Annotated in this window: 15 protein-coding genes; 10 read left to right on the forward strand and 5 right to left on the reverse strand. The window is 38.1% G+C overall.

Translation table 11 applies throughout. From position 1 onward, the window contains the following. The first annotated feature begins 88 nt into the window (after positions 1–88). The 10 genes from K319_RS0103200 to K319_RS0103245 all read left to right on the forward strand — a co-directional run bounded on the left by K319_RS0103200 (position 89) and on the right by K319_RS0103245 (position 9227). Positions 89–562 (forward strand): Dps family protein, encoded by a 474-nt coding sequence (locus tag K319_RS0103200; RefSeq protein ID WP_027382310.1) that lies wholly within the window; start codon positions 89–91, stop codon positions 560–562. A 56-nt stretch (positions 563–618) separates the two neighbouring features. Further along, a complete protein-coding gene (locus K319_RS0103205; RefSeq protein ID WP_027382311.1) occupies positions 619–1314 on the forward strand; it encodes a LytR/AlgR family response regulator transcription factor in 696 nt (231 codons plus the stop codon). A 260-nt stretch (positions 1315–1574) separates the two neighbouring features. Next, complete coding sequence (locus tag K319_RS0103210) at positions 1575–3788, forward strand: hybrid sensor histidine kinase/response regulator (RefSeq protein ID WP_027382312.1); 2214 nt, start codon at positions 1575–1577, stop codon at positions 3786–3788. Positions 3789–3811: 23 nt separating this feature from the next. Further along, complete coding sequence (locus tag K319_RS0103215) at positions 3812–4363, forward strand: antibiotic biosynthesis monooxygenase (RefSeq protein WP_027382313.1); 552 nt, start codon at positions 3812–3814, stop codon at positions 4361–4363. 205 nt (positions 4364–4568) lie between these two features. Next, on the forward strand, positions 4569–5126 hold the full coding sequence (locus K319_RS0103220; protein ID WP_027382314.1) for a hypothetical protein: 558 nt from the start codon (positions 4569–4571) through the stop codon (positions 5124–5126). 303 nt (positions 5127–5429) lie between these two features. Beyond that, positions 5430–6476: a cupin domain-containing protein gene (locus K319_RS0103225; protein WP_027382315.1), complete on the forward strand. Its 1047-nt coding sequence runs from the start codon at positions 5430–5432 to the stop codon at positions 6474–6476. A gap of 5 nt (positions 6477–6481) precedes the next feature. Further along, the gene (locus K319_RS0103230) at positions 6482–7174 is read left to right on the forward strand and encodes a YoaK family protein (RefSeq protein WP_027382316.1); all 693 of its coding nucleotides are present in this window, start codon (positions 6482–6484) and stop codon (positions 7172–7174) included. A 5-nt stretch (positions 7175–7179) separates the two neighbouring features. Then, a complete protein-coding gene (locus K319_RS0103235) occupies positions 7180–7641 on the forward strand; it encodes a redoxin domain-containing protein (protein ID WP_027382317.1) in 462 nt (153 codons plus the stop codon). Between the two features lie 2 nt (positions 7642–7643). Continuing rightward, entirely contained in the window at positions 7644–8159 is a 516-nt protein-coding gene (locus K319_RS0103240) for a DsbA family protein (protein ID WP_034671301.1), read from the forward strand. Between the two features lie 246 nt (positions 8160–8405). Beyond that, positions 8406–9227 (forward strand): alpha/beta fold hydrolase, encoded by an 822-nt coding sequence (locus tag K319_RS0103245; RefSeq protein ID WP_027382319.1) that lies wholly within the window; start codon positions 8406–8408, stop codon positions 9225–9227. 160 nt (positions 9228–9387) lie between these two features. On the opposite strand, the gene K319_RS0103250 is transcribed toward K319_RS0103245, so the two are convergent. From K319_RS0103250 to K319_RS0103270, 5 genes are read right to left on the reverse strand one after another with little or no spacing between them, the layout of a single operon-like run. Then, on the reverse strand, positions 9388–9765 hold the full coding sequence (locus K319_RS0103250) for a response regulator (protein WP_027382320.1): 378 nt from the start codon (positions 9763–9765) through the stop codon (positions 9388–9390). Positions 9766–9790: 25 nt separating this feature from the next. Beyond that, positions 9791–10363 (reverse strand): chemotaxis protein CheB, encoded by a 573-nt coding sequence (locus tag K319_RS0103255; RefSeq protein WP_027382321.1) that lies wholly within the window; start codon positions 10361–10363, stop codon positions 9791–9793. Between the two features lies 1 nt (position 10364). Further along, complete coding sequence (locus tag K319_RS0103260; RefSeq protein WP_027382322.1) at positions 10365–11195, reverse strand: CheR family methyltransferase; 831 nt, start codon at positions 11193–11195, stop codon at positions 10365–10367. Beyond that, positions 11195–11560, reverse strand: coding sequence for a response regulator (locus K319_RS0103265; RefSeq protein ID WP_027382323.1), 366 nt, complete (start codon positions 11558–11560; stop codon positions 11195–11197). Before K319_RS0103265 ends, K319_RS0103260 begins: the two co-directional genes overlap by 1 nt. 10 nt (positions 11561–11570) lie before the next feature. After that, positions 11571–15179 carry a response regulator gene (locus K319_RS0103270; protein WP_027382324.1) on the reverse strand — a complete coding sequence of 1203 codons (3609 nt, stop codon included), beginning with the start codon at positions 15177–15179 and terminating at the stop codon, positions 11571–11573.

Here is a 15179-nt window from a genome sequence, read left to right on the forward strand (position 1 = left end):
ACCGAAAACATGGTCATTTTAACAAGATTCCTCCCGAACTTTACATCAGAAAAAGAGCAATAAAGCTCTCAAATTAAATCTTACCATTATGAAAACAAAAATCGGAATTACAGAAAAAAACACAGAAGCAGTTGCAGAACAATTGGCAAAACTTTTAGCTGACGAAACGCTTCTTTACATCAAAACAAGAAACGCTCACTGGAATGTAACCGGAGATAACTTCCACGCCAACCACATCTTTTTCGAAGAGCAGTACAAACAATTGGATGAACTGATTGACAGCGTTGCAGAACGTATGCGAAAAATCGGACATTATGCACCAGCAACGATGAAAGCTTACCTGGAATTGACACATCTTACAGAATACAGCGACAGAACCAATGACGGTTTAGGCTATATGAAAGACCTGTTAAGTGACCATGAAAGCATCATCGAATTTCTAAGAGGAAACATCACGCCTTTTGCCGAAGAATTCAAAGATTACGGAACCAGCGATTTCATCACAGGATTGATGGAAACCCACGAAGAAATGGCATGGATGATCCGTTCTTACTTTAGATAATTTGAAAATCAGAAAAGGAATAATTATATTTGTGTAAATCATAAATAACTATCCCTATGAAAGCTCTCATCGTCGATGACAACGACATTGCAAGAACAACATTATCTCATTTGGCAAAACAGGTTCCCAATCTCACGATTGCCAGCGAATTTTCCAATGCCATTGAGGCTTACAACCACTTGCAGTCCAATCACGTCGATTTGATTTTTCTCGATATCGAAATGCCGGAAATGACTGGTATCGAACTTACTAAAAATCTTTCCGGAAAAGAAGTAATCATAATTTTTACAACTTCTAATAAAGAATATGCCCTGGAAGCTTTCGAGCTCAACATCGCAGATTATCTTCTGAAACCTGTGATGCCCGCAAGGTTTTTACAGGCGGTAAGCAAAGCGCAGGCGATTCTGGAAAGCCGGAAAGAGAATGTTGAAGTCACCAAAGACGAGTTCCTTTTCGTGCGAGATTCCAATATTACAAGGCGATTGAAGCTGGATGATATTTTGTATGCCGAAGCGATGGGCGATTATGTAAAATTCTACACCCGGGAAAAAATGTTTGCCATCCACGGAAAGATGAAAACGGCCGAAGAGCGTCTTCCAAAAGACCATTTCATACGGGTTCATAGGTCTTACATCGTATCTGTCGGTAAGATAGATACACTTCAGGATGGTGGAATTATGATTAACGGAAAATTCATTCCCGTTGCAGATGCGTACAGAAAAGCGCTCAATACAAGGATGAATGTCTTTTAGAATTTTAATTTTTATTTGACTAAGTCGAACTACCTTGTTAGGTTTGGGCAGCTTAATCCGTCTGGAGTTTATCCTGAACTTGTCGAAGGGCTCCCAATTGTCACTCTGAGGCTCTTGAAGAGTCCGCTCAAGCCGGGCTGCGACAATTCGCTGTTCCAATTGCAATGCAAGAATTCCCCTCCTTTGGAGGGGTGGCGAAAATTCAAAGAATTTTTGACGGGGTGGTCAACAACAATTTTAAAGTCAAACTTAATAGACTTATGAAAAAAATATCCTCGGTAATGGACAACAGGAGATTCAGTTATTTTATCATCCTCACATTTATTGCGGGTTCTCTCCTATTGATAGCGGTTCAAATCAATTCAGCTCAAAATACGAAGGAACTTATCCGAAATAATAATAAGCTTCTCAACGAATTACGTTCGAGCAATCATCTGCGTGAAATCGACCGTGATATTTTGGGCGTTGAAAGCCGAATCCGGGCTTCCATTGCAACCAATGACACGACTCATCTCGAAGGAATCGACCAAAAAATCAATCAGATAGAAAACTTTCTCGATTCATTATCAAAGGACAATGCAGATGATGTTGAAGAAAAATTAATTCACAGATTAAGTGTTCTTGCGATGGAAAAGAAAACAACCAAGGACAAATTATTGCTTCGTTATCACACCCTCGGAAATATGAATGACAATACTTCCATTGCCAATCCGAGAGCCCGAAAAATATCCAATGAAATCACAACGATAACCGCAAAAATCTACGAAAGCCGCAAGATTCACATGGTGGGCCTCAGCAAAAAGACCGAAACCATGGGACAAAAAGCAAGGTTATATGATATTTCTTTATTGATTCTTTTGATTTTAAGCGGTTCAGTGGTTGGATATCATATTCTTCGCCAGTTCAGACGTCAGCAATTATTAATTCAGGAATTGGATGTAGCGGAAAAAAAGGCTTCAGTTGCAGCACAGACTAAAGAGAATTTCCTTGCCAATATGAGCCACGAAATCAGAACACCTCTGAGCGGAATTCTCGGCTTTACCAACCTTTTACAGAAAAGACCTCTGGACGAGACTTCGAAAGAGTTTGTATCATCCATTCAGCATTCCGGGGAAAATCTGATGGCAATTATCAATGATATTCTGGATTTATCAAAAATCGAAGCCGGAATGATGCGCATTACCAAAGGAATATTCAGCATCAATGGATTGGTGAATTCTGTCGAAACGTTTTTTGTGGAACGTGCCAAAGAAAAAGGATTGACGATTTCCAGCAAAATAGATTCGTCCATTCCTGATACTTTGAACGGTGATGCAACAAGATTAACTCAAATTTTAGTCAACCTCATCGGAAATGCCATTAAATTTACCCACCAGGGAAATATCAGTATCGAAATTTATAATAAACAACAGACAGAAAATGAAGTCATTGTCGGCTTCAAAGTTTCAGATACAGGCATTGGAATTGATAAAGAAAAACTCAGCGAGGTTTTTGATAGATTCAATCAAGGAGAAGATTCGACGACGAGAAATTACGGAGGAACCGGACTTGGCTTATCTATTGTGAAAAGCCTGATTCAATTACAAAACGGCGATATTGAAGTAGCAAGCGAACAGGGAAAAGGCACGACTTTTCATTTTTACATTCCTTATGCGATTGCAAAAGAACAGCTTAATGTGGCACCTGCCGTTGGCATCAATTATTTCAAAGATAAATCAAATGCACCTCTGAGAGTTTTAGTTGTAGATGATAACGCCATCAATCAAAGCCTCATGAAACATCTTCTATCACAATGGAACATCGATTTCGACACCGCAAACAACGGTCTGGAAGCAGTAGAATATCTGAAAAATAACGATTGTGATTTGGTTTTAATGGACATTCAGATGCCACAAATGGACGGTTATGCTGCGACACAAAAAATCCGTGAAGAACTAAAGCTTGATATTCCGATTATCGCAATGACAGCGCACGCTTTGGCTGGTGAACGGGAAAGATGCATGAGCCGTGGCATGAATGAATATATTTCAAAACCCGTCAATGAAGACGATTTATTCAAGCTAATTTCAAATTTCGGATTAAAAGAAATCAAAAAAACCGAAACGAAAACGGAGAAAACCGTCTCTGAATATGAATTCATCGACCTTACTTATATGAAATCCATCAGCAATGGTGACAAAGATTTTGAAAAGACGGTGACACAACAGTTTTTGGATAAAGTCCCGATTCATTTGCAGGAACTGAAAATAGCTTATGAAAACAAAGATTTTAAATTGCTGAAATTAAGAGCGCACGATTTGAAATCGAGTGTGGCAATCATGGGATTACTTCCTTTTCTGGAGGAAAAACTCAACATTTTGGAATTAACAAACGAAGAAAATCCAATATCAAAACAGACTTTGGAAGAAACAGAAAATATTTTGCTGAAATCTCTTTTTGAAAGCAAATTATTTCTGGAATCTATCAATAACTGAATCTATTAAAAACCAAATTTATTATGGAAACTCAGGGTGCATCTGTTGTTATTACCCATCATATTCTCAAGGGAAAACAGCCGGAATATGAAAAATGGCTGAACGAAATCATGCCCATTGCCAAAAATGCAGAAGGTTTTATCGATTGGCAGGTGGTTCGCCCGATTCCGAATCTCACGTTTGTTTATACGGTTATTATCCGTTTTGATACCATCGAGCATCTCAGAAACTGGATGGAATCGGATGCCAGAAGACAATTGATTGAAAAAGCACATGCTTTGTTTACAAAGAAAGACAATTACGAAATCAAATCCGGTCTGGATTTTCTTTTCTACGGTGAAAAAACCGATGTGAAAACGCCTGTTAGATGGAAACAGTATCTGGCAACGTGGTCTGCCATCTTTCCTTTGTCACTTTTGATGCAATTGGTTTTGTTGCCATTTTTAAGGCAGCTTGGCATCCCTGCCAATCGTTATTCAGACACTTTAATAAGTACAGGCTGTCTGGTTTTTCTGGTCATTTTTGTAGTGATGCCGAATTATACGAAACTGATTAGGAAATGGCTTTTTAAATAAAAAAATTACTATCAATTTATAACTAAGAATCACTGTAAAAATGCAGTGATTTTTTTATTTGACATACCTTTTCGGGTTACAAAATTTCATCATACTGATTTAACGATACTTTTCGCCTGTTCACCGAACTTCGGTAGATTTCCCACTTAGTTGTCTGTAGCTTTACATCATTAAATTAATACAAAACAATTAAAACCAAAACATTATGGAAATTCTACAAACACCAGAAAATGCATTGTCTCACTCAAGTGTAACTGCAATCATCAACGCACCATTCGAAAAAGTTAACATTGCAGATTGGTTATTAAACTTACCCGATGCCGAATATCAAAGATGCTCAACCCAGCACATCGGAGCCGCTATTTCTACTACTTTTGATGGCGAACCGGTTTCGCTAAATGTTGAAACAATCGGAGATGCTTTAATGGTTCAGCATTACGTGGCGACCGTGTATCGTCCTGATTACTGCAGAATGTTATCAATTTCAGATTCAATTACCAAAAACGGAAGAACAAAAGTTCAGGTTTTATGGGAACTGAAAGCGACAAAAATTGATGATAACACAACCTTGTACACCAATGAAATCCACGCAACCGCAACTCCGGAAATGTTCGAATATTTGAAAGAGCACAATATTAATCTTGTAGATGCCGCAGCCTCAAGACAAGCCGCATCCGACGCCCACAACCACGAAGAAACGCCCAACTTTGCAAAAAGTATCGAGAACAAAGCTTTGACAGGCAAATACAATCAGCCTTTTTAAAATCAGCAATACATATATTTTATTAAAATCATTGGTTCATCCAGTGATTTTTTTATTTAAAAAACAACTGTGAATCAATAATTATCAGGTCGTTCCTACGGAACTCTTCAAAATTAATATGTCATTCTATTAACAGAACGCTCCTACGGAGCTGGAAAAAATATGACCGTCTGACTATTAATAAAACTCAACGACTCATTTTGCCCATTCACCGAATGAGGTCTCAAAAACCACTGATTCAGAACTAATTTTACAATAGAAATAAAGACAAACACATATTAATAATCACTAAAAAATAATATTATGAAAACAACATCATTAAGTTTTAAGTACGAATTAGAGAAAAAAGAACCTCGCACCAATGATGGCGGAACTACAAGAGGGGCTTCTGTAAAAGATTTCCCTGCTTCTATCGGTATTGCGGGAGTTTCTATGAGACTGCAACCCGGAAGTATGAGAGAATTGCACTGGCACGCCAACGCGGCAGAATGGGCATATGTGATTTCCGGAACAGTTCGTACAACGATTATTCATCCGGACGGAAAAAGTTACACCGATAATTTCGAGCCGGGAGATGTATGGTATTTCCCAAAAGGATACGGACACTCGATTCAGGCGACAGGAACGGAAGAATGCCATTTCATTCTGATTTTTGATAATGGAAATTTTTCAGAAGACCATACGTTCAGCGTTACAGATTTTGTATCAAGTGTACCTCCTGAAATTGCAGCTCAAAACTTAGGATTAACGCTTGACGAAGTGGCAGCGTTACCACAAAAAGAAGCGTATTTCGCCGCAGGAATTGTTCCGGATGAATTATCCTTCAATGCCACAGCAAGACCTGAAGAATCTGATATAGAACTCACCAATCTTCACCGTTATCCTTTGCATTCTCAACAGCCGAGAATTATTCCCGGAGGCGGTTTGCAGAGATTGGTAACGAGCAAAGAATTTCCTATCAGTAAAACGATGGCAGGTTCTGTTTTGGAACTGCAGCCCGGCGCTTTGAGAGAAATGCACTGGCATCCAAACGCTGATGAATGGCAGTATTTTATTTCCGGACAAGCAGAAATGTCGGTTTTCTTAGCAGAAGGTACCATTGTTACAGAACAGTTTAACGCAGGTGATGTCGGTTATGTTCCGATGGGAGCCGGACATTACATCAAAAATACGAGCGATACGGTTTGCAAAATATTGATTGGATTTAATAGCGGAACGTATGAATCTATTGATTTAAGCGAATGGCTGGCCGGAAATCCAAAAGATGTTGTCATAACGAATTTTGGTTTGAAAGAAGGTGAAATTGAAAAATTCCCTTCGAAAAAAGCATTTATTCAACCTGAAAAATAAAGGTTTTGAGTAAGGAAAAATCTCTTCTGTCTTCCGAAGAAATCAAAGTACAGGAGAAATTGGCTATCTTGTTAGCATTCATCGCAGGATATATCGACGCAACGGGATTGATTAAATGGAAAACCTACGTTTCCTTTATGAGTGGAAATACCACGCAATTGGGAGCTGCTTTTTCCAGTGAGAAATTTGGGGTCATCATTACATCAGCCACAGTAATCGGAAGCTTTTTAATTGGAATTTATGCCGGGACCTGTTTATCATTATGGAAGAAATGCAGGATTAGGGTCATCGCTTTTTATATTGTTGCGGGAATTTTGATGCTTTATACTTTCATTAATTATTACTGTCAGTTTTCTGTGATTCCGTCCGTAGCCGTCATTGGTTTTGCAATGGGAATGATGAATACCATCGTAACTTCTGTTGGAAACCAAAAAGTAAATACCGATTTTGTAACCGGAACTTTGAATAGTCTTGCAAGAAATACCGCAATATTTACAATGAGCAATGATGAAAATGAGAAAAAAGAGTCTAAAGCCAATGCGATTCATCTTTTACTGTTATGGATAGGGTTTGTGTCGGGAGCTTTTACTTCTCCATTCTTAATCAATTTATTAGGAAAATGGACTTTGCTTATACCTGCAGTTTTATTGCTAACTTGTAGTAGATTAATATCCAATTCATTAACACCAAAAAAATAAACATTATGTTAGCAAAAGGTACTGTTGCTCCCGATTTCACATTGTTTGCAACTCCCGACCAGAAAATCACACTCTCCGAGTTTAAAGGAAAAAACGTCATCCTTGCCTTTTATCCAGCAGACTGGAGTCCCGTTTGCAGCAACCAAATGGCTTTGTACAATGAAACCTTAAAGTTCTTTCATAAATATGATGCCGAAATCTTCGGAATCTCTGTGGACAGCAAATGGTGCCATCTGGCATTTTCGCAATCAAGAAATTTACATTTTCCTTTGTTGGCAGATTTTGAAGCTAAGGGAGAAACTGCCAAAAAATACGGCGTTTATGACGATGAGGAAGGCGAATGCAAACGAGCATTATTTGTCATCGACAAAGATGGAATTATAGAATGGAGTTACCTATCTCCTACTGCCATCAATCCAGGAGCAGACGGAATTTTAGAAGCTTTAGAAACACTTAATACAAAATAACTATGTCACTAAAACCAACAGTCAACAAAAATGACCACACACAGGGCAACGAAAATGCCGATTTGGTCATCGTAGAATACGGCGATTATCAATGTCCGTATTGCGGAGCAGCTTATCCTGTCCTGAAAGCATTGATGAAAGAATTTGGAGGTCAGGTAAAATTTGTTTTCAGAAATTTTCCGTTGTCGGAAATGCATCAATATGCAAGACCTGCCGCTATTGCAGCCGAAGCCGCTAATTTGCAAGGAAAATTCTGGGAAATGCACGATGCGATCTATGAAAATCAGCAGAGTTTGAATGAAAACCTTTTGATGAGACTGGCAGAGAAATTAAAACTGAATATTTCTCAATTTGAAAAAGATCTGGAAAGCACAAAATTAGCTGAAAAAGTAGATTCGGATTTTGAAAGCGGAGTCATGAGCGGCGTGAACGGAACACCTTCCTTCTTCGTGAATGGAAAGAAATTCGATGGTGGCGCGCAGGATCTGATCGAGCTTTTAAGAGAAAACGCTGTCTGATCCCAACGATAGTATTTGCCTTTGCGACACAAAGGAATATAATTTTGATACAAGTCTTCGTAGCTTTACCATAGTTAAGATAAAAAACGGCAAGCTTATTCTGTCGTCAAAAAATAAAATTTCAAAACAGCGAACGATTTTAACCTAGGTTAAGATGTAATGAATTTAGCCGACCTAAATTTGCTAAAGAATTAAGACAAAAAATAATAAACAAATATTAATCACAAACAACTAAAAAAGTAAATTATGAGCACATTAAAATTAAAAGACGGAACAGAGATTTTTTACAAAGACCAAGGAGAAGGACCAGTATTGATGTTTCATCACGGATGGCCGTTATCATCAGACGACTGGGATGCGCAGGTAATATTCTTTCTGAAAAAAGGTTACAGAGTTGTGACACACGACAGAAGAGGCCACGGACGTTCCAGCCAGAACATTTACAACCACACCATCGAGCAATATGCATCTGACGCGGCAGAACTGGTAGAGTTCCTGGATCTGAAAGATGTGGTTCACATCGGTCACTCGACTGGCGGTGGCGAAGTGATTCGATATGTGAATAAATATTCCAATGGCAGAGCTAAAAAAGCGGTTCTGATCAGCGCTATCCCACCGGTAATGGTTCAGAGCGAGACCAATCCGGATGGAGTTCCAATGTCTGTTTTTGATGATATCAGAGACCAGACAATGAACAACAGGAACCAATTTTATTTTGATTTGACCTTTCCTTTCTACGGCAACAACAGAGAAGGTGCCGATGTGAAAGAAGGTGTACAGAGAAACTGGTGGAGACAGGGACTAATGGGCGGGATTGTTGCACATTATGACGGGATCAAAGCATTCTCCGAAACAGATTTGACAGAAGATCTGAAAGCCGTTGATATTCCTGTTCTCGTAATGCATGGCGAAGACGATCAGATCGTTCCAATTGCAAACGCTGCATTGAAATCCATCAAATTACTGAAAAATGGTAAGCTGATCACTTATCCTGGTTTCCCTCACGGAATGCCAACTACGGAACATCAAACCATCAATAAAGACCTTTTGGAGTTTATTGAAGCTTAATTGGCGATAATGTATCATGCGACAAGCCGAAGAATGATCGATTCTTCGGCTTGTCTTTTTATTATCAGCTAAATACTTTTGTCATAATTTCACAAAAGGATCAGTATTATGCATTGCTATAAAATAAAAACAGCACAACAACATGCATCATGTTCCATATCTAAAAAGAAGCCTTGTGATCAATCCATTTCAAAACTTTCTTCTCAAGATCTTCGAGATCAAAGGGCTTTGAAACATAATCATCAGCCATAGCCTCATTTGCCAAAGAAGCAATGTCATTATTAGCAGTAATATAAATTACAGGGATATTTTTATAATCGGAATGCGCCTTCAAAAGTTTAGTCGCTTCTACTCCGCCAATTACCGGAATCCAATTATCCATAATGATCACATCGGGTTGGAAATCTGACACTTTTTGGATAATATCGTCAGCCGTTTCAGAAACCTCAACCTCATATCCCAAGTCGTTCAAAACAATAAAGATCACTTCTAAAATTGAAGTTTCATCATCAAAGATCAGGATTTTTTTCTTACTCATAATTTTAATAGTAATATTTATTTTTTTATAGTTTATTTAATTTTACTGGAAGATTTTCCGGTGTGATGATTTCATCATATTTAATAATATCCATTGCCATCTTGGGCATATAATTGACTTCTGCCGTTTCCGGATCCTGAATCCAGATCTGCCCTCCCATTCTTTCAATAAGTCTAAGACCCTCGACACCATCGGAATTGGCGCCAGATAATAATATAGCAAGAAGATTTTTGCCAAAAATTTCTCCGGCCGAACTAAAAGAAACATCAATGGAAGGACGAGAATAGTTAAGTTTTTCCGAGCGGTCCAGAGACATCGTTTGTTTATCATCAAAAAGGAGATGAAAATCTGCCGGAGCTAGATAGATATTATTATTTTCAATTTCTGCCTTATCGTCAATTTCTGTAACCTTAATAACAGAAAATTGCTGTAATAATGTTGGTAAGATATTAAGTCCTGAAGCCTTACGATGAAAAACAATGACTATTGCAAATTTTATGGGTTGATCCAGATCTTTCAACATATTTAGTAGGACCGGCAAACTACCTGCAGATCCGCCAATGATTACTAATTCTATTTCAAAACCTGATTCTTGCATTTTATAATTGCTCCGTTTTTTTCCAGATGCGCTGGTCACCGATCTGATGATATTGTCTTCCCAGATCTGAAAACCGCAAAGTTTCCTTAGATCCAAGCGCAAGATATCCAAGATTTTCCAAACTATTGTCGAACAGCTTGAAAACACGCTCTTGGAGCATTCGGTCAAAATAAATTAAGACATTTCTACAAATAATCAGTTGAAAGCTGTTGAATGAACTATCTGAAACTAAATTATGCGTAGAAATGATCATTTTCTTCTGAAGCGATTTATCAAACCTTGCGACATCATAATTGGCTGTATAATATATTGAAAAATCTTCTTTACCTCCGGAAAGCTGATAATTCTCCGAATATAGCTTCATCTGCTGAAGAGGAAAAACACCTGCACGTGCTGTCTCCAGAACAGATGGATTAATATCTGTCGCATAGATCAGGCTTTTATCATATAATCCCGCTTCCTTTAGCAAAATCGCTACAGAATAAGCTTCTTCTCCCGTGGAACATCCTGCAAGCCAAATTCTGATGAGCGGATAAGTTCCCAATTGTGGCAATATCTTTTCTCTAAGACTTAGAAAAAAATCAGGGTCGCGGAACATCTCTGTTACGTTGACCGTAATTTCTTCCACAAAGCGCTTCAAATAATCCTGGTCATTGATAATTGTATACCTTAATTCTGCAAAACTGGCAAACTTATCAATAACACAGATCCTGTTTATTCTCCTTTTAAAAGAAGCTTTGCTGTACATCGAGAAATCATAACCATACAGATCATAGATATCTTTTATCAGATATTCTAATTCTTCATCTTTAACAATACTGGGCTCTAACATCAGGAAACTTTTTCTATAACATTCAATAATTGATCCACATCTATAGGTTTCTTGATATAATCTGTGGCACCAGCATCAATACATTTTTGATAATCTTCTTCCATTGCCTGTGCTGTAACAGCAATGATGGGAATGTGATCAAGTCCATCTATTTTGCCGATCATCCCGATGGCCTGATAACCATCAATATCAGGCATCATCATATCCATCAAAATGAGATCTATATTTTTATCAATCGCCAATTTATCAATCGCTTCTTTTGCACTCAAAGCAGTTTCAATATCAAATCCTCTTGCTTTCAAAGTCAATTTGAGAGCAAAGATATTCCTTGGATCGTCATCAACAATCAAGATCTTTTTATTCATCCTATGACTATTAACTTTCATACAACCAAACACGCAGAAGTGACAACAACTGATCAATATCAACAGGTTTCGTAATGTAATCCGAAGCTCCTGCCTGGATGCATTTGTCACGATCTCCGATCATAGATTTTGCCGTAACTGCAATAATTGGCAGATCTTTGAAATCCTGCATCTTTCTGATTTCCCTGATGGTATCATAGCCATCCATTTCCGGCATCATCATATCCATCAAAATAACATCTATGTCAGGATTTTCCTCTATTTTATCAAGGGCCTGTTTACCATCCATTGCCAGAACGACCTCGACTTTATATTTTTCGAGCGCTTTTGATAGAGAAAAGATATTTCTCACATCATCATCAGTGATCAATATTTTTTTCCCACTTAACGTTTCTGTTAAAGTACCTAAATTTTTAACTCTTCCGGATTCAGCAGATTGGTTATTTTCTTCCACCAAATGAAGGAACAAGCTTATCTCATCCAAGATCCGTTGGTAAGAATGGGCTGTTTTTACAACAATAGAATCAGCATATTGCTTGATCTTGAGTTCTTCGGATTGGGTCAAATTACGTTCGGTAAAAATAATAACCGGCAAATTTTCCAGGCCTTCATGGCTTTTTATCCTTTCAACGATCTGATAGCTGTTTCCTCTTGCTGAACCCACATCAACGATCACACAATCCACATTATCTTTTTGAAAAGCTTTTACACTGTCCTCCACATTGTTTTCTACAGACAAGGATATGCTGTAATTACTAAGAAAATAAGATAAAGCTTTTGCGTGTTGGGCGTTTTCCTCTACAATCAATACTTTTTGCGGCGATCGTTTCAATGCATCTTCAATTTTTTTGAATACATTGTTCATTTCTTCCATTGCTACCGGTTTATTAATAAAATCAATAGCACCTCTCATCAGACTTTCTCTTTTGGCTTGTAGAGAGGACATCATGTGGACCGGGATAGGTTTTGTCTGGCTATTTGTTTTTAATTCGTTCATAACCTGCCATCCATCTTTAACCGGTAGCTGAATATCAAGCAGGATGGCCGCAGGCTTATATTCCAATGCGGCAGAAAGTGCATAATCTCCTCTTACAACTACAACGGCTTTGTAATCGTTAACATGCGCATATTTCAAAAGTGCTTTTGCAAAATGTGTATCATCTTCAATTATCAAAATGACCTTATCTCCTTTGGAGATATTATTTCGATCATCCTCAATCTCTTCAGGAATTTCCAGATGAGCTATTGAAGCTATATTTTCATCATCTGTTTCAATTATTGCTTTAATATCTTCTACATCCTGGGAAATAACTTCTATCAAACTTTGTTCGGCAGAAATGATCTCTGAAGAATCTAACGGTTCTTTCGGGATAATCAGGCTAAAGTTACTTCCTTCGCCTAATTGGCTTTCAAGTGTAATTTTCCCACCTAGAAGTTTCGCAAGTTCACGACTGATGGAAAGTCCCAACCCCGTTCCTCCAAATTTTCTTTGCGTAGAACCATCAGCCTGCTGAAAAGCTTCGAATATCAGTTTCTGTTTCTCCTCAGGAATTCCCATTCCAGTATCTTTTACGGAGAAAACAATATAGTCGGAATTTTTAGGACATTCATAGATATTAAGGTCTACTGAACCTTCTTTGGTAAATTTGAAAGCATTTGAAAGTAAATTCCTTAATACCTGGTCTAATCTTAAGCGATCGGTATTTATAGTTTTATTTATAGAATCATCAAGATTTACATTGAATTGCACGCCTCTTTCGTTGACAATCGGCATAAAGAGGTTCTTGAGGTCCCTGGTAACATCCTCCAGTAAGACTTTTTCGTTCACCAGATTCATTTTTCCGGATTCTATCTTCGCAAGATCCAGTATCTCATCTATCAATGTCAGGAGACTTGTCCCTGAGCTTTGAATTACTTTTGCTGATTCTATCTGGTCTTCGGTGAGATTCTCTTCCGGGTTTTCTGCCATTAAACGAGATAGTAACAATATGGAATTAAGCGGTGTTCTTAATTCGTGCGACATATTTGCCAAGAACTCTGATTTGTATTGAGTACTAAGTGCCAATTCTTCTGCTTTCTTCTGGATCTCAATATTTCGTTCAGCAATTAGATGATTTTTTTCCTCTAATGCTTTTGAGCGCTCCTCTAGTTCGGTATTGGTTTGTAAAAGTTCTTCCTGCTGAACTCTCAGCTCTTCTTCCGAAGCCTGAAGTTTTTGAGTCTGCGCTTCCAATTCTGTATTGAGATTTTCCAATTCTGCATGCTGGACCTGCAATTCTTCTGACTGTGCCTGCGTTTCTTCCAACAAGCGCTGCTCTTTCTCCCTTCCTTTGGCTGCGCTTAGGGCAATTGCAATATTTCTGGCACCTTCATTGAAATAATTGATTTTAGCTTCATCAAAATTATGTGTAGCACCCAGCTCCAACACCCCGAAAGTTTGTCTCCCGAGTATAATAGGAATTAGAATTATTCCATTGATTTTGATCTTACTGCTTGCAAAGCTTGCTACAAAATCTTTATCATCAAGATCATTGAATACAGCTGTATTTTCATTCACAAAGGCTTGTCCAACCATCCCTTCGCCTGGTAAAAAGCTTTTTTTCATATGTTCTTCAAGACCAGAGGCATTATATAATTTCAGTCTCTCATCTTCATAAAGATATATAGCTCCGTTGACACAATCTGCGTAAGAAATAAAATGGTCCAGCGCATTATCCGTAACCTCTTTTACGGTTTTGTTGCCAACAAGGGATTCATTCAATAATACCAATCCTTTTTGTCTCCATTCGCTTTCATTGATCTGTTCAAAAGAAGTCTTCAAAGACAGGGTCATATGATTGAGAGATTCTACGATATCCCCCAGTTCATCTTCTCCACCATCAGAAAGCTTTACATCATAATCCCCGCTTGCAACTCTACTTGCAACTTGCTTAATGATGCTTACTCTCTTAGAGATCTCCAGATCTTTAGCTGTAAGTTCTTTTTCAAGTTTATCTCTTCTGATGAGATCGCTCCTTAGTTTAGTATAAAAGAAAATCGTAACGATCACCGCAGCAAGCGCAGAAAAAATAATGAATAAAACCGTGGTATTGGAAGAGTTGTTAAGTGCCTTATTTTTGATCACCAATTGACTTTCTTCATATTTGACAAAGTCGGCAACAATCTGTCTGCATTTGTCCATATAGACCTTGCTGGAAGTTATCTGTTCCTGTGTCATCAATAATCCATTGCGTCTATTGATCACAAACTGTCTCAGATTTTCCATGCTATTATTGGCATTCTGCTGCAGATCCTCTACTCTTTTCAATTGCAGCTTATCTGTTATTTCTATTTCTTTTGCTCTATTTATTGCTTGTGTGTACTCAGAAACACTTCGGTTGTAAGGTTCCAGGAAAGATTCTCTCCCGGTCAGCTGGTAACCCCTGTTTCCTGTCTCGGCATCCAAAAGAGCTATCAGAACATCCTTAACTGCAGTTATAGAGCGGCGGCTCTGAGAGGATCTTTCCCGATTTTCCATCTGGTTCTGGATACTCAGATATGAAGCTAATGAACTGGCAAGCAATATCAAAAGAGATAGACCAACACCGAACTGCAGATTACGTATAATTTTTTTTGGCAT

The sequence above is a fragment of the Epilithonimonas caeni DSM 17710 genome (assembly GCF_000426465.1).
Taxonomy (GTDB): Bacteria; Bacteroidota; Bacteroidia; order Flavobacteriales; family Weeksellaceae; genus Epilithonimonas; species Epilithonimonas caeni.